Origin of the sequence: Streptomyces sp. NPDC048483, from assembly GCF_040651455.1 — a bacterium.
Classification (GTDB): Bacteria; Actinomycetota; Actinomycetes; order Streptomycetales; family Streptomycetaceae; genus Streptomyces.
In genome coordinates, this window is the sequence record NZ_JBEZJZ010000014.1 from 109,230 (window position 1) to 123,843 (window position 14,614).

Annotated in this window: 14 protein-coding genes and 1 pseudogene; 11 read left to right on the forward strand and 4 right to left on the reverse strand. The window is 71.5% G+C overall.

From position 1 onward, the window contains the following. The first annotated feature begins 318 nt into the window (after positions 1 to 318). Both AB0D04_RS10760 and AB0D04_RS10765 read left to right on the forward strand, forming a co-directional pair. A complete protein-coding gene (locus AB0D04_RS10760; protein ID WP_362701684.1) occupies positions 319 to 528 on the forward strand; it encodes a hypothetical protein in 210 nt (69 codons plus the stop codon). Between the two features lie 160 nt (positions 529 to 688). Continuing rightward, positions 689 to 1,978: a glycosyltransferase 87 family protein gene (locus tag AB0D04_RS10765; RefSeq protein WP_362701687.1), complete on the forward strand. Its 1,290-nt coding sequence runs from the start codon at positions 689 to 691 to the stop codon at positions 1,976 to 1,978. Positions 1,979 to 2,430: 452 nt separating this feature from the next. Here AB0D04_RS10765 and AB0D04_RS10770 read toward each other — a convergent pair whose 3' ends face one another. After that, the gene (locus AB0D04_RS10770) at positions 2,431 to 4,077 is read right to left on the reverse strand and encodes a DNA repair helicase XPB (RefSeq protein ID WP_362701690.1); all 1,647 of its coding nucleotides are present in this window, start codon (positions 4,075 to 4,077) and stop codon (positions 2,431 to 2,433) included. Between the two features lie 117 nt (positions 4,078 to 4,194). Here AB0D04_RS10770 and AB0D04_RS10775 point away from each other — a divergent pair, with 117 nt between their 5' ends. From AB0D04_RS10775 to AB0D04_RS10790, 4 genes and pseudogenes are all read left to right on the forward strand, one after another. After that, entirely contained in the window at positions 4,195 to 5,751 is a 1,557-nt protein-coding gene (locus AB0D04_RS10775; RefSeq protein ID WP_362701693.1) for a recombinase family protein, read from the forward strand. 294 nt (positions 5,752 to 6,045) lie between these two features. Beyond that, entirely contained in the window at positions 6,046 to 7,260 is a 1,215-nt protein-coding gene (locus tag AB0D04_RS10780; RefSeq protein ID WP_362701696.1) for a helix-turn-helix transcriptional regulator, read from the forward strand. Between the two features lie 62 nt (positions 7,261 to 7,322). Further along, positions 7,323 to 7,531, forward strand: a pseudogene (locus AB0D04_RS10785) (hypothetical protein). Beyond that, on the forward strand, positions 7,528 to 7,761 hold the full coding sequence (locus AB0D04_RS10790) for a hypothetical protein (RefSeq protein WP_362701699.1): 234 nt from the start codon (positions 7,528 to 7,530) through the stop codon (positions 7,759 to 7,761). Before AB0D04_RS10785 ends, AB0D04_RS10790 begins: the two are co-directional and overlap by 4 nt. 14 nt (positions 7,762 to 7,775) lie before the next feature. On the opposite strand, the gene AB0D04_RS10795 is transcribed toward AB0D04_RS10790, so the two are convergent. Further along, complete coding sequence (locus AB0D04_RS10795) at positions 7,776 to 8,423, reverse strand: TetR family transcriptional regulator C-terminal domain-containing protein (protein ID WP_362701701.1); 648 nt, start codon at positions 8,421 to 8,423, stop codon at positions 7,776 to 7,778. Positions 8,424 to 8,493: 70 nt separating this feature from the next. On the opposite strand from AB0D04_RS10795, the gene AB0D04_RS10800 reads away from it, so the two are divergent. Both AB0D04_RS10800 and AB0D04_RS10805 read left to right on the forward strand, forming a co-directional pair. Further along, the gene (locus AB0D04_RS10800) at positions 8,494 to 8,721 is read left to right on the forward strand and encodes a hypothetical protein (protein WP_362701707.1); all 228 of its coding nucleotides are present in this window, start codon (positions 8,494 to 8,496) and stop codon (positions 8,719 to 8,721) included. A gap of 11 nt (positions 8,722 to 8,732) precedes the next feature. Continuing rightward, complete coding sequence (locus AB0D04_RS10805; RefSeq protein ID WP_362701710.1) at positions 8,733 to 8,903, forward strand: hypothetical protein; 171 nt, start codon at positions 8,733 to 8,735, stop codon at positions 8,901 to 8,903. A gap of 16 nt (positions 8,904 to 8,919) precedes the next feature. Here AB0D04_RS10805 and AB0D04_RS10810 read toward each other — a convergent pair whose 3' ends face one another. After that, the gene (locus AB0D04_RS10810) at positions 8,920 to 11,454 is read right to left on the reverse strand and encodes a helicase C-terminal domain-containing protein (protein ID WP_362701713.1); all 2,535 of its coding nucleotides are present in this window, start codon (positions 11,452 to 11,454) and stop codon (positions 8,920 to 8,922) included. Between the two features lie 166 nt (positions 11,455 to 11,620). Between AB0D04_RS10810 and AB0D04_RS10815 the strand changes: the two genes are divergently transcribed. Both AB0D04_RS10815 and AB0D04_RS10820 read left to right on the forward strand, forming a co-directional pair. Beyond that, positions 11,621 to 12,811: a hypothetical protein gene (locus AB0D04_RS10815; RefSeq protein WP_362701715.1), complete on the forward strand. Its 1,191-nt coding sequence runs from the start codon at positions 11,621 to 11,623 to the stop codon at positions 12,809 to 12,811. A 287-nt stretch (positions 12,812 to 13,098) separates the two neighbouring features. After that, on the forward strand, positions 13,099 to 13,758 hold the full coding sequence (locus tag AB0D04_RS10820) for an HAD family hydrolase (RefSeq protein ID WP_362701718.1): 660 nt from the start codon (positions 13,099 to 13,101) through the stop codon (positions 13,756 to 13,758). Here the strand turns inward: AB0D04_RS10820 and AB0D04_RS10825 are convergent. Next, positions 13,698 to 13,973: a hypothetical protein gene (locus tag AB0D04_RS10825; protein WP_362701721.1), complete on the reverse strand. Its 276-nt coding sequence runs from the start codon at positions 13,971 to 13,973 to the stop codon at positions 13,698 to 13,700. The genes AB0D04_RS10820 and AB0D04_RS10825 overlap by 61 nt on opposite strands. A 225-nt stretch (positions 13,974 to 14,198) precedes the next feature. Here AB0D04_RS10825 and AB0D04_RS10830 point away from each other — a divergent pair. Next, on the forward strand, positions 14,199 to 14,614 hold a 416-nt coding region (locus tag AB0D04_RS10830; protein WP_362701723.1), incomplete at its 3' end, for a cold-shock protein.

Below are 14,614 nucleotides of genomic sequence, written 5' to 3' on the forward strand. Positions count from 1 at the left end.
GAAGTGTCCGGTGGAAGTACTTGCGGCGGGCGCGTGCCGCGGAGAGCGGGCACGGCGGGGCCGGCCGGTTTCCGTCCGGTCGGCGGCACTCCTCGACGGGAGGCGGGGCAGACGCGCGATTGTAGCCAGCACCTATTAGGGGCGCCAATGGATATTCGGCGGGGGCCGCGGGCCGCGGGGTGCGGGTGGCGGTACGCGCGGAGGCGGTACGAGTGGGGCCCGTAGGGGTCGGCGTAGCACTGGAGGCTGACGTCCGGCGCCCGAAGGATGGACCCATGGACCGATGTGCGGCAATCGAGTGAAATCCATCATTGAGGTATGAGCAGCGCAGCGATTCACTCCGCATCCGTCCACCCGACCTCCCTGCACCCGGTCGAGGGCGCCAGCGCCCTCGGCCCCGACCCCGCTCGCGGCACGCAGCACGCCCACGAGAACCACCATGTGATCGGCAACGCCCTCCGCGCGGTCAAGGTCTTCGCCACGGCGGCCTTCAGCGTCGCGGTACTGGGGGAGTACGCCGAGGATTGACGTCCGTCACGAGAAGGCCGGTCCGGTCCGGCCCGGCTGCCCGGTCCGGCCGGCCCCTCCTGGACACCTGGATGACCGGAAATCGTTACGGGCCGTCGGCCTCGATCCACTAGCGTCGCCGCAAAGAGCGCGGTCAGGGCGACGGGGAGGGGTCAACGGAGTGTCTGCCGCCGACGGGACGGGGACCGGACCATGGAGACGGTCCTGGGCGCAGAGCACCGCCAGACCCCGGCGGCTGGTGCTTGCCGCGGCACTCCTCGCGGCCTCGTTCGCGGGGCTGTGGGCGCTGTACCAGGTTGTGCCGCTCCCGATGTCCGACATAGTCGTCTACCGAGCGGAAGGCGAGGCCGCCGCGACCGGCGGTGATCTCTACGGCTTCACCGTCACCAAGTGGCACCTTCCGGCCACCTACCCGCCCTTTGCCGCCCTGCTGTTCATCCCCACGACCTGGTTCTCGCTCGCCACGCTCAAAGTCGGCTGCGTGCTCGTCAACGCGGCCCTCCTCGCCCTGCTGATCCACCTCTCCTGCAAGGCCGCCGGCCGGCGCGAGACCGCCCACGCCGCGCCCACCCTCCTCGCGGCCACCGCACTCGGCCTCTGGCTCGAACCGGTCTTCCAGACCCTGGTCTTCGGCCAGATCAACCTCGCCCTCGCCTGCCTGGTCCTGTGGGACCTCTCCCGCCCCGACGGCGCCCGCTTCAAGGGCCTCGCCACCGGCATCGCGGCGGGCATCAAGCTCACCCCCGCGCTCTTCGCCGTCTACCTCCTGATCACCGGCCGGGTGAAGGCCGCCTGCACCGCCCTCGCCGGGTTCGTCGCCTCGCTGCTGATCGGCCTGCTGGTCCTGCCCGACGCCAGCGTCGAGTTCTGGACCCGGCGGATGTTCGAGACCGGACGGGTGGGCAAGGCCTGGATCGTCGACAACCAGTCCCTTCAGGGCCTGATCGCCCGCGTCCTGCACCGTCCTGAGCCGGGCATGCTGTGGGCGGTGGCGGCGCTGCTCACCGGCGTTGCCGGGCTGTGTGTCGCGCGCCGGGTCTATCTGCGGCGTGGCCTGGACACCTGGGGCGTGCTGGTCACCGCCGTCACGGCGCTGCTGATCTCGCCGATCAGCTGGTCGCACCACTGGGTCTGGTGCGTACCGCTGCTGGCCACGCTCGCCGCGCACACCCGCGGCATCCCGTGGCGCCGGGCGCTGCTGGCCGCGGTCACCGTCGCGTTCACCGCCCGCACCATGTGGATCGTGCCGCACCGGGGCGACCTGGACCTGCGCCTTTCCTGGTGGCAGCAGCCGCTCGCGTCGCCGTATCCGCTGCTGGGGCTGGGGCTGTTCGCGGCGCTGCTGTGGTGGACGCAGAGGGCGCGGGTACCGGCGGCACGGGTGCCGGGCCCGGTGGTGCCGTCGCCGCGGGCCGACAGCCAGGCGGGTACGCCCTCGGGCGCGGTCTGAGCCTCGGCCCTGCGGATGCCCGTCGCTTCGCGGGTGTCCGTAGCTTCGCGGGTGTCCGTGGCTCCGCGGGTGCCCGGATAGGTACGGGCGGGCGCAGACCGAGGGCCGGCAGGTGGTCGGCCGCCCCGAGCCCGCGGGTCACTCCGCCCCGTACGGCCACCTCGCCCCGACCGGTCGGCCCGGCCTCGATCCCGGTGCCCATGACCCCAGCTGGTGGATGGTGCCGCTGTGGACCACCCTGGTCGCGCTCCCGGTCTGCGGACAGGCCTGTGCGTGGTCGTGGCCTGCGCGGCTTTGGCGTCCTTGCCGGCGGTGATCGTGAGGTACCTGCCCTACGCCGCGTCGGGCGCTTTGTACGCCGCAGGGCGGCGAGCCGGGCGCGGGGCCCGGTGGCTTACGCCCCGCCCCGCGCCCGCCAAGGGCCTTTCCGACCCTGACCCATCGGACAGGCCCTACGCCTCGTCCCCCGCCAGCAGCTCATCCGCATCCACGATCCGGTACGCGTACCCCTGCTCGGCCAGGAAGCGCTGGCGGTGCGCCGCGAAGTCCTGGTCGATGGTGTCCCGTGCGACGACCGAGTAGAACCGCGCCTCGTGCCCGTCCGCCTTGGGCCGCAGCACCCGGCCCAGCCGCTGGGCCTCCTCCTGGCGTGATCCGAACGTGCCCGATACCTGGATCGCGACCGTGGCCTCGGGAAGGTCGATCGAAAAGTTCGCCACCTTGGAGACGACCAGCACCGAGATCTTCCCCTCCCGGAACGCGTCGAAGAGCTTCTCCCGCTGCGCGTTGGTGGTCTCTCCCTTGATCACCGGCGCGTCCAGATGCTCGCCCAGCTCGTCCAGCTGGTCGATGTACTGCCCGATGACCAGCGTCTGCTCGCCCTGATGGCGGCGGACCAGCGCCTCGGTCACATACTGCTTGCTCGCGGTCGTCGCGCAGTAGCGGTACTTCTCCTCGGTCTCCGCCGTCGCATACGTCAGCCGCTCCGACTCGGTCAGATTGACCCGCACCTCGACACAGTCGGCCGGGGCGATGTACCCCTGCGCCTCGATCTCCTTCCACGGCGCGTCGAACCGCTTCGGCCCGATGAGCGAGAACACGTCCGACTCGCGGCCGTCCTCCCGTACGAGGGTCGCGGTCAGCCCGAGGCGCCGCCGCGCCTGAAGGTCGGCGGTGAACTTGAAGACCGGCGCGGGCAGCAGATGCACCTCGTCGTAGACGATCAGGCCCCAGTCCCGGGAGTCGAAGAGCTCCAGGTGCGGATAGACGCCCTTCCGCTTGGTCGTCAGCACCTGGTACGTGGCGATGGTGACCGGCCGGATCTCCTTCTTCGTGCCGCTGTACTCGCCGATCTCGTCCTCGGTGAGCGAGGTCCGCTTCACCAGCTCGTGCTTCCACTGCCGGGCCGAGACCGTATTCGTCACCAGGATCAGCGTGGTGGCCTTCGCCTGCGCCATCGCACCGGCCCCGACCAGCGTCTTTCCCGCACCACACGGCAGGACGACGACACCCGAGCCGCCGTGCCAGAAGCCCTCCACGGCCTGCTGCTGATACGGCCGCAGCGCCCAGCCGTTCTCGCGCAGCTCGATCGGGTGCGCCTCACCGTCGACGTAACCGGCCAGGTCCTCGGCGGGCCAGCCCAGCTTGAGCAGCGTCTGCTTGATCTGCCCGCGCTCGGAGGGGTGAACGACGACGCTGTCCCGGTCCAGCCGCTCCCCGACCAGCGGCTGCACCTTCTTCGACCGCAGGATCTCCTCCAGCACCGGCCGGTCGGTGCTGGTCAGCACCAGCCCGTGGGCCGGGTCCTTGAGGAGCGTCAGCCGGCCGTAGCGCGACATCGTCTCCGCGACATCGACGAGCAGCGCATGCGGCACCGGATACCGCGAGAACTGCACCAGCGCATCGACGACCTGCTCGGCGTCGTGCCCGGCGGCCCGCGCGTTCCACAGCCCCAGCGGCGTCACCCGGTACGTATGGATGTGCTCCGGCGCCCGCTCCAGCTCGGCAAAGGGCGCGATGGCCCGCCGGCAGGAGTCCGCCAGCTCATGGTCCACCTCCAGAAGCAGCGTCTTGTCGCTCTGGACGATCAGGCAGGACACACATACCTCCATGGATAGGGTCGCCTCGTGACAAGTGAAACACCTGAAGCGTCTCTTCCGGCCCGGGCTCTGCCCCGGGCCCGGCGCCGGAAGGGCGTCCCGGCCAGCGCGCCAGGCATGCGCGCAGCTCTCTATATTCGCCTATCGCGCGAAACCGAGGAAAGTACTTCGCCAGAGCGCCAGCGGGCGGCCTGTGAGGCGCTGTGCGAGGCACGCGGGTGGAAGAGCGTCGCGATAGAGGAAGACATCGACGTCTCCGGCTACTCGCGCGGGCTGGACCGGCCGGGCCTTCAGCGGATCTTGGCGCGCCTCACCGAGTTCGACGTGATCGTCTTCTTCAAGATCGACCGCCTTGCGCGGTCAACGGTGGACTTCGCCGAGATCATGAAGATCACGCAGAACGGAGGCGTCGCGCTCGCGTCAGCCAGCGAGCCGCTGGACCTCACGTCCTCCATGGGCCGCGCCATGGCGAAGGTGATCGCCGTCTTCGCCGAGCTGGAGTCCGACACCATCGGCATGCGGGTCTCCAACGCTCACGAGCACCTGCGCCGGGAAGGCCGCTGGACCGGCGGACGCGTCCCGTACGGCTATCAGGTCGCCCCCAATCCTGACGGGCCGGGGCGCGTCCTGGTGGTCCACCCGGACGAGGCGAAGACGGTTCGCAAGATCGCGGAACGGGTCCTGGCGAAGGACTCACTCATGAAGATCGCAACGGACCTCAGTAAGTCCGACATCCCGTCGCCGGGGCACTCGTCACGTCAGTCCACCGGCAGGCGCAGCGACTCGAAGCAGTGGTACACGACCACGCTCAAGAGCCTGCTCACCAACCCGCAGCTTCTGGGCCAGGTGAGCGAGGACGGCAAGTCAATCCTCCGCACGGACGGGCTTCCGCTCGTTACGCGGCCGACGATCCTGGACATGGACACGTGGCACGCGTTGCAGGACGAGCTGAAGCGGCGTGCCGGGGCGGGTGAGCAGCGCCGTCACGGCACAGCGCTGCTCCGCGCCGTTCTGTACTGCGGTGTGTGCCACTCCCGGATGTACACGTACACGTCCAAGGGGAAGCTCCGCTACCGCTGCATCGGGCGCCTGAAGCAGCGGCAGCGCACCGGCGAACAGGGCACGTGTTACGGCCCGTCCGTCCCTGCGGAGCACACCGAGAAGCACGTGACGGAGTTGTTCCTTGAGAAGTTCGGCCGACTGGAAGTCGTGCGGATGGTGGAGTATGTGGGGGAGGACTTCCGCCCGCAGATCCGGCAGGCCGAGGAAGCGCTCAGCGACCTGGAGAAGGACCGGTACGAGCGTGGTCTCTTCAAGGGGGAGGACGGCGCGAAGCGCTACGCCGACCAATACGCCAAGCTGGAGGACCGGCTTGCGTCGCTCAAGGACATGCAACGCAGCGCCAAGCCCACCGGGGTGGAAGCCGTGTCCACCGGCCAGACATACGGCGAACGGTGGAAGGCCGCGAGTGTGGAGGGCAAGCGGGATCTCCTGTTGGACGCCGGGGCATACGTGGAAGTGGCACCAGCGAAACGGGGAGCGCGCAGGATGGACACTTCCCGGCTTGCTGTCTTCTTCGGGGAGGAAGGCAAGGTGCGCCGTGCCGACGCAGATGGCAAGGACGTTGAGTCGGTTGTCCGGGAGGCTGTCGCGCTGGACCTCGAGATGTCGTAAGACCACCTGAGAGCCGTTCACGGCCCGTTGCTGGAATCCCTCCAGCGGCAGGCCGTTGGCGCGCATGAGAGGCTGCCAATGGCGCGCAGTAGGACCGGCGCTAGCGAGTGGATGACGAACCCTGGCGACAGACCAACCCTGTGCGAAGCTCTGACCAGCAACGGGTGACGCCAGGAGATCCGACCGGCAGTCGGCCAGGGGGTACCCCCTGCCTGATCGGGTGGACGGTCTTTCGCTGTGTAAGGGGCGCGGAGTCGGTTTCGTCTCACGCAGCCCCGGCGTAGCTTCTGAATCATGGCTACTGAGCACCTGGGTGACCGTGTCGGGAGATTGCGGCGCCTTGCTGACCTCACCCAAGAGGAGCTGTCCGAACGGTCCGGGGTGTCCGTAGACGTGATCCGGAAGCTTGAGCAGCATCGGAAGCACAGCGCCCGCCTGCCCACGCTTCATTCGCTCGCCAAGGGGCTTGGCGTGGAGCTGACGGCCCTTCTGGGGGATCCGCCGGGCGTCCCGCCGAGTGGCGACGCTGACCCACCCCAGCTCGTAGCTGTCCGACGCGCGCTCATGCCGCCGTTGTTCGCTCCGCCTGTTGAGCCTACGGGCGATGAACGGCTGTCTCTGCCCCTTCTGCGGGCCGAACTGGCGGAGGGGTGGACCTTGTACCACTCGGCAGAGTTCGGCCGTGTCATGGACGTACTGCCGGGCATCATCGCTGACGCACGCCTACTTGCTGCGGTGGGGAACGCCGACCAACGGGCAGCCGGACAAGCCGCACTCGGCAAGGCGCTGCAACTCGGCGGACATCTGGCCATCCGACTCGGCAAGACCGACCTAGGTCTGTCCGCTCTGGAGCGTGCCCACGCTGCCGCCGGAGACTCCTCGGACCCGTTGCTTGCCCCGATGGTCTCGAATTCCGTTGCGTGGGCCTATCAGCGTCAGGCCCGGTTGGACGACGCGCGGAACCTGGCCGTGCATGCTGCGGACGGTGTGGAGCGGGAACACACGGCTACGGCGGAGGGCGTCCGTGTATGGGGCGGCTTGCTGATGTCTGCCGCCACCTCGTACGCCCGGAGCGACGACTACGCGACAGCCAACGACTTGATGGAGACGGCCGAGAAAGCGACCAGTCGTCTGGCGACGCTCCCACCTCCCGCTGACGGCAAGCTCGTGTCGGTGTTCAGCCGTTCGTCGGTGCGTATCGAAAGAGTGCGCCTGGCCGTCCAGCACGAGCGCCCCGAGGAAGCTTTGACGCTGGCCAAGGGCATAAGGCTGAGCAAGGACATCCCGCCCTCATGGCGGACGTGGTTGCTGCTGGACGTAGCACGCGCGCATACCGACATCGGGGATGGTGCCGGGGCCGTGAAGGCACTTGAGAAGCTGCGACAGGTGGCGCCGGGGTGGATACGGCATCACACGTTGGCCGTGGCGATCGTCAGCGACTTGTGGAACGGGCCGGTGCGGCCGCCAGGCCTGCGCCAGCTCGCCGAGTGCCTGGGAGTCGCCAACTAAGGGCGCGAGACCAGGACGTTCCGTCCCTGTAGCCCCGCCCTGCCCGGCAGCACGATCAATGCATGACCGAACCCACGCGATACAGCACCCCTCCGGTTGGATTGCCGTTAAGGCTGGACCTGGAGCCCGTTTCTGTGGCCGGCTGTGATGTGTGCGGCGCGCTGGCCGGGGACGGGACGCCGCGCGGCTCGCCGGAAACGGCTCCAAGGTGAGCGATTGCAATGTAGAGATCCGGCGGCACCCACACGGCAAAAAGGCGGCCCGGTCATGAGCGCGGGTGGCGGCATGGCGCGCGGTGAGCATGTCTCGTATCAGGATCCGCTCGCTGTGCCTCGCTCCGGTCTCTCCGACCCTCACGACTGCCCCGGATGCGCTCTACTCAAAGAGCAATTGAGCGAAATCCTCCAGGAACAGAACAACCTCGCCTTGTGGGAAGTTCTCGACAATGTGAAGAAGCACAAGAAATACGGGCACCCGGAACACGCACGCCCGTCCCAGTAGACCGGGGCGGGGCCTCAGGCCGGGGCGTCCGGGGCCCGTGGGGCGGGAGCGGCGAGGTCGGCGAGGTGGGTGCGCAGCGCCTCCGCGCACCGGTCCGGGCCCAGTACGTGCGGGTGCAGGGCGGCGCCGAGGCCCAGGCCGTCCAGGAGGGCGGCCAGGCGCTCCGTCTCGACGGTGAGATCGCGGCCGTCGCCCAGGGCGCCGGTCTGTGCCAGGCGGTCCAGGACCCGGCGGACGAGTCGGCGGGTGCCGGTGGCGGTCTGTTCCGCGAGGTCGGCGAAGGCGGGGTTGGTGCGGGCGGCGGCGCTGAAGTCGAGGAACACGATGACCTCGGCGCGGCGGTCCTCCCCGAGCGGGAGCAGCTCGCCCAGCAGTCCGGCGGCGAGCCGGAACTGCTGTGCGCGGGAGTGGCCGGCGAACTCGCCGATCTCCTCGACGCGCCGGAGCAGGCGGTCGCCGACCCGGTCGAGCATCGACTGCATCGCGAACCGCATCAGCTCCTGCTGGCCGGCGAAGTAGTGGCGCAGCGACCCGATGTTGAGGCCGGCCTCGTCGGCGACGGCCCGCAGGGAGGCGCGTTGCAGGCCGTCGCGGACGGCGACACGGAAGAGGGCGTCGACGACCTCGCGGCGACGGGCGTCCGGGTCCACTTGCTTCGGCATGGATTCTTTGTATCACGGTCGTGATACATTGTTTTTTATCACAGGCGTGATACAAAAACGGGAGTGCACGATGGAGACCTATCTCAATCTCATGCTCGTCAGGTTCGGGCTGATCGCGGGCGCGGTGGTGGTGCTGGCCCTGGTGGTCTTCGCCGTCGCCCTGAGCCTCAAGCGGCGCGGCCGGCTCGATCAGGCCCGCCGGTACGCGGACCCCGCGGTACGTGCCGCGCTGCGGGCCGCCGCACGGCGGCTGGAGGACGGCCCGGCCCGCTCGGGCCGACGGGGCGGCCGGCGATGAGGGGCCTGGCGATGGACTCGTCCGCTCTTCTGTCGCACCTCATGGCGGATCTGGCGTTCAAGGCCGTCATCGTCCTTGTCGCCGTGACCGTGCTGGCGCTGGGCATGGTGCTGCTCTGGCGCCGGGCGGGCAGGGGTGGCGACCGCGGCATAGGCCGCCGACCCGAGGCGGACGAGCCGTAGGCAGCGCCCTACGCCCTCACACCGCGTCGTCCGCCAGCTCCGCCACCCCGGTGATCCGGTGCAGCGGATAGGTGCGGACCTCGTCCGAGGTGTGGTCGTAGGCCGTGACGAAGCCGCCCTCGACGCGTACCGGGGCGATCACCCGCTGGCTGGCGGCGCCGTCGGCGTTGACGTAGCCGATCCAGAGGGCGGAATTGGTCAGGACGGCGGCCTGCATGGTGGCCAGGGTCTCGGCGGAGGTGGTGCGGGGGAGGGCGCCGGAGGTCGGGGTGGCGGCGTGGAGGGGCTTGCGTTCGGCGGTGGCGGCGAGGTCGCCGGCGCGGATGGCGCGTACGGCGGCTGCCAGGAGGGTGGTGTCGGGGGCGGGCGGGCCCTCGGGCACGGGGGTGGGGGCCGTACGGGGCGGGGTGCGGTAGGAGTCGGTGCGGGCGATCAGGACGTCGCCGGTGGCGGACTCGGCGGCGGGGGCGTAGCCCATGGACCGCAGGCCCTCGAGGAGCTGATCGGGGGAGGTCTGCGCGGCCAGCACGGTGGGGGCCAGGCGGCGCAGGCGCAGGGCGGCGGCGCGGCGGTCGGCGAGGATCTCGGAGAGCAGGGAGTCGTCGTCGCAGCGGAGGTACGCCGCGGCCGCGCCGATCCTCAACTGGCCGTGTTTGCGGGCCACATCGTCGATGAGGTAGCTGAGCGGCTGGGGGACCGGGGTGCGGGAGTGGGTGGTGAGGAATTCCTGGAGTTCGGCGGCGGAGCGGCCGGCGTCCAGGGCACGGCGTACCGAGGCGGGGGTGAAGCGGTACACCGTCGCGCCGCCCTTGGACTCGACGTCGGCCAGAACGTCGAGCGCCTCGGCGAGCGGGCGGTGCAGCGGGCCGGGGGCGACGGCGGTGAGGTCCGCCTGGAGGAGGACATGGTCGAGCGGCTCGGGGAGGCGGGGGGCCAGGAGGGCGGCGGCGCGGGTCGCCGCGGCCGTGGTCTCCGCGGGGCCGGCGGTCGGCGCGGGCTCGATCAGGGCGCGGGCATGCGCGGCGAGCGCGCCGCGGCCGGTCACGCCCAGCAACTCGGCCTCGTCGAGCGTCCATTGGGCCAGCCGGGAGCGGAGGTCGGAATCCAGGGGGGCAGGGGAGCCGGGTGCGAGGGAGGCGGCTGCCGCGGGGGTCGCTTCCGGCGCGCCCGCCGCCCTCGTAGCGGCCGCCGCTCCCGTACCCGCGGCCCCCCGCAGCGGCCGCTCCCACCGGAGGCGGGCGAGCACTGCCGCAGCGGGGACGGACGTACCGGGGGGCAGAGAGGCCAGCAGGGAGAGGGCGCGGTGGCGGACCTCGGGGGCCGCGGAGCGGTCCAGATGGGGGCCGAGGGCGGCCAGGGCGCGCCCCTTCGGATCGGCGGTGCCGACCAGGCCCGCCGTGCGGGTCCCGGACAGCCAGGCGGCCGCCAGCGTGGCCCAGCGCTCGTGGTCGGGCAGCTGGAGCCAGTCCTCGGCGGTCGGCGTGGCGGCGTACCGCTCATCGGCCGCGCCGTCGGAGGCGATCAGCCCGGCCCCGTAGGAGAGTTCGAGCCAGAAGGCGGCCAGCTGCTCGGTGGTGTCCAGGGCGACGGCGGTCCGCTTGAGATCGCGGACGCTCATGCCCCCGGCGCGCAGGACGGACGGCCCGCCCAGGTCCCACTCCTTGAGCAGTTCCTCGACGGTCGCGAGCGCCGTGAACGCCTGGCTCGCGGCGGCGTTGTCCACAAGCTGTGGATCGCGTTCCGTCACCGGCGCGAGGGTGGGCGGCAGCGGCTCGGGGGTGTGGTGGGCGCGCCCGGCACGCAGATGCAGCGCCACCTCCCGCGGCAGGACGACATTGCGCCCGCCCGCCGGGATCAGCAGCGCGCGGTCGAGCAGCCACTGCAGATGCGCGGCCGGCCGGTCGGTGACACCGCCGTACGGAGGCCCCCACAGCAGCTTGTCGAGGACCGCCACGGACTCCGCCGGCGCGGTGTCCAGCAGCGCCGCCATCCGGCTGCGGTCGGAGAAGAGGGAGGTGAGCGCGGCGACCGCGGTGACCGGGTCATGGGTCGCGGGCAGCGCCGCCGCGGCGAGGATCTCCTGCAGCCGCCCCGGCGACATCCCGGCCATGGCCTCCGCGACGGTCGGGCCGAGCCCGGTGGGGGAGGGGTGCGTGGCGCTCGGCGTGAGCAGCTCACGGGCCGTACGCACCAGCCGCAGCCGGTCGTCCGGCCCCCAGACCAGCGCCTGCGCCCGCAGCGCGGCCACCGCCCGGGGCAGCTCCGCGGCGACCGCCGCCTCCCCGGCGTCCCCGCCCATCAGCCCGCCCAGCGTCTCGTACGGGCACGGGTCGGGCGCCACCGCCAGCGCCTCGGCGGTCTGCAGCGCGAACCGGTCCAGCCGCTCCACGGCCCGTACGACCGACGCCCGGGTGCCGGCCCTGGTGGCGAGTTGGGTGACATCACCCGGAACCGGACTGAGCAGGTCCGGCCGGGCCCGCAGCAGACCGGCGAGCCCGCTGTCGGTGCGGGTTCGGAGCTCCTCGGCCAGGGTGCGGGGTGTATCGGTCATTCGTCTTACGTTAGCGGGGTGGCGGATCCGAGGGCACCGTGTGGCGACCACGGCGCCGAGGGGCGCACGCCCGGCGCGCCCGCCGGTGGCGTCGTGCCACGGCGCCGGGCGGTACCGTCGAAGCAGCAACCAGCGGGCGCCGCAGGGGATTTCGTGGGGTTATGTCGTGGGGATCGAAAGCGATCAGCTCGTCTTCGACTATCTGAGCCGGGTCGGCGACCTGGCCCAGCAGCGCGGGCTGCCGGCCGCCACACGGATGCAGCTGGTGGCCGGCCTGCGGGCCGAGATCGACGCCCACAGGGCCGACACGGTCCCCGGCGTGAAACGGATGCTGGCGCGGCTGGGGACGCCGGAAGCCCTGGTGACGGCGGCGGGCAACGGGGAGCCGCGCCCGCCGTCGGCAGCGGCCCACCGCCCGTCCTGGCGCGGCGGCGGCCCGGCCGGCACGGTGCCCGCGCCACGGGACGGCCGGTCGGGGCCGGGCCCGGCGCTCCCCGGCTTCCTGCGCAAGGGAACCCGGCCCGGCGCCGGGGCGGCGGAGCCGGAGCCGACGCCGGGCGCTGCGCCGCCGCATCTGGCCGGGCTCGACGAGCTGGGTGACGCGGATGATCCGCCGGACTGGTGGCGGGTGGAGCCGGGGCCGTACGGATCGGAGTCGGCGCCGTACGGCCTGGAGGCGGGCGGACCGGAGGCGCGCGGTCCGGAGGAGACCGTGCACGGGTTCGTCGGCGGGATCGAGATCCCGGAGATCTGGGAACGGCCCGAGGAGGACGGGGAGGGGGACGGGCCTCCGGGGAAGGCCGGTGCCGAGCCGGCGGGGAAGCCGGGTGGGAAGCCCGGCGCGAAGCCCGGCGCGAAGCCGTCGCTTCCCCGGCTGGTGCTGCGGCGGGCGATCGGCCGGCGGGGTGGCCCCGCAGCCGAGCCTGGGCCCGAGGCCGGTGCCGGTGCCGGTGCCGAGGCCGAGGTCGAGGCCGGGCCCGGGCCCGGGGACGAGCCGGAAGCGGTCCCGGTGTCCCTGTGGGCCTGGCTCAGTCCCGTCGTCGCGCTGGCCGTGGTGCTGTTGCTTGCCGGTGCGGTGGTCGGGTCGTGGATCGCGCTCGGCGGCGGCTGGGCGCTGGCGTACGTGTCGCGGCGGCTGAGCCGGCGGGAGACGAAGTTTGCGGTGCTGGGGGTGCCGGGCATCGCCGTCGGCGGGCTGACGGTGTGGCTGTGGGGGCGGTTCGACGGGCGCTGGGGCGATCCGGTCGCCCCTGGTTCGCTGGGCCAGGCCCTCCTTGAGGGGCTGCCGGGGGCGGCCCGGGGGGCGGCCGTTGTGTCGGCCGGGTTCCTTCTGTGGCGGGTGCGGCGGTCGCTTTAAGGCCCCATGTTGCCGGGTGCGGCGCCGTGCCTCGTCCGTTGTTCTGGGCCGGGCCGGCGGTCCTGCACCCGGCGGCCGTCGTTTGTAGCCCTCCTCCCACCGGCCGGAGGGCGGCTATGGGCGGGAGGGGCAGGCCGTAGCGACGAAGTCGTGCAGGCCTGTCGCCGCACCCCCGCTACGGAATGCCGACCGCGGCGGCCAACCCCCACCCTCGCCCGCCGAAGGCGGGCAAACCACCCACGTCGCCAGCCGACAACGTGGGGCTTCCCACCGTGGAGAATGACGGCATGGCGCACCCCCTAACGGTCGGATTCGACCTCGACATGACGCTGATCGACTCCCGTCCCGGCATCAAGGCGACCTATCAGGCGCTGTCCGCCAGGACCGGTACCCACGTCGACGCCGATGAGGCCATCGGCCGGATCGGGCCGCCGCTGGAGGAGGAGATCCGCCGGTGGTTCCCGGCGGAGCGGGTGGCCGAGATCAGCGATGTCTACCGGGCGCTGTATCCGGAGCACGCGATTACGGGAACGCTGGCGATGCCCGGCGCCCGCGAGGCCATCGCCGCCGTCCACGCGGCGGGCGGGCGCGCCATCGTCGTCACCGCCAAGTTCGAGCCCAACGCCAAGCTGCACCTGGCGCACCTGGGCATCGACGCGGACGCGGTCATCGGTTCGCTGTGGGCGGAGGCAAAGGCCGAGGCGCTGCGCGAGCACAAGGCGGCGGTCTACGTCGGCGACCACACCGGGGACGTCCGCGGGGCGCGCACCGCGGACGCGGTGTCGGTCGCGGTGGCCACCGGCCCGTGCGACGCCGAGGAGCTGCGCGCCGCCGGGGCCGATGTGGTGCTCGGCGATCTGACGGAGTTCCCGTCGTGGCTGAATCGCTACGTGGCAGAAGAGGCGGACGGGGCGGAAGGCGCGGACGCGGCGGCCGCATCCGCCTGACGCCGCTGGGCCCTGGCGGACCGGATCACGCCCGCCGCGGCGACCACGAACCCGGCGCCCATCAGCATGCACACCCAGTAGAAGACGGACGGCAGCGGATCGGTTCCGAGGAACAGCGGCGCCACAGTGGCGAGAGTGGCCACTGCGCCAACTAGGAACATGATCGCGCCGATTCGGACCAGCAGATCCCCGGCCTGGGGCGTTTCGTCAGACACCTGACCAGGGTAAGTCCGGGCCAGAAGCACCGAGGATCCCCCCTGCGACGTCTTGTCACCGGGCACCGGACCATTAGCCTTGGTGGTGGCGGGTCCTGTGGCCCGCTGCAGTGCTATCCAGACCCGTTTATCCACACCCGCTTCTTCCGCGGCGGACCCGCCCCCATCGCTTTCCCGAGTAATTTTTCCCAGCATTTTCCGACGAGTACGAGGACGAGGACAGACGTGCCTACCGGCAAGGTCAAGTGGTTCAACAGTGAGAAGGGCTTCGGCTTTCTCTCCCGCGACGACGGCGGCGACGTCTTTGTGCATTCGTCGGTACTGCCCGACGGCGTGGACGCACTCAAGCCCGGCCAGCGCGTCGAGTTCGGCGTGGTCGCCGGCCAGCGCGGCGACCAGGCGCTGACCGTGACGCTGCTCGACCCCGCGCCCTCGGTGGCGGCCGCACAGCGCCGTAAGCCGGACGAACTCGCCTCCATCGTGCAGGACCTCACCACGCTGCTGGAAAACGTCACCCAGCAGCTGGAGCGCGGCCGCTACCCCGACAAGGCACACGGCGGGAAGATCGCCGGAATGCTGCGGGCGGTCGCCGACCAGCTGGACGTCTTAACTCCCAAAAAGATCAGCCCATACCCGCCGAG

Coding starts and splice junctions, on each gene's coding strand:
- AB0D04_RS10775 (WP_362701693.1), top strand. CDS start 4,195: ATGCGCGCAGCTCTCTATATTCGCCTATCGCGCGAAACCGAGGAAAGT.
- AB0D04_RS10790 (WP_362701699.1), top strand. CDS start 7,528: ATGAGCGCGGGTGGCGGCATGGCGCGCGGTGAGCATGTCTCGTATCAG.
- AB0D04_RS10810 (WP_362701713.1), bottom strand. CDS start 11,454: ATGACCGATACACCCCGCACCCTGGCCGAGGAGCTCCGAACCCGCACC.
- AB0D04_RS10805 (WP_362701710.1), top strand. CDS start 8,733: ATGGACTCGTCCGCTCTTCTGTCGCACCTCATGGCGGATCTGGCGTTC.
- AB0D04_RS10820 (WP_362701718.1), top strand. CDS start 13,099: ATGGCGCACCCCCTAACGGTCGGATTCGACCTCGACATGACGCTGATC.
- AB0D04_RS10780 (WP_362701696.1), top strand. CDS start 6,046: ATGGCTACTGAGCACCTGGGTGACCGTGTCGGGAGATTGCGGCGCCTT.
- AB0D04_RS10795 (WP_362701701.1), bottom strand. CDS start 8,423: ATGCCGAAGCAAGTGGACCCGGACGCCCGTCGCCGCGAGGTCGTCGAC.
- AB0D04_RS10800 (WP_362701707.1), top strand. CDS start 8,494: ATGGAGACCTATCTCAATCTCATGCTCGTCAGGTTCGGGCTGATCGCG.
- AB0D04_RS10760 (WP_362701684.1), top strand. CDS start 319: ATGAGCAGCGCAGCGATTCACTCCGCATCCGTCCACCCGACCTCCCTG.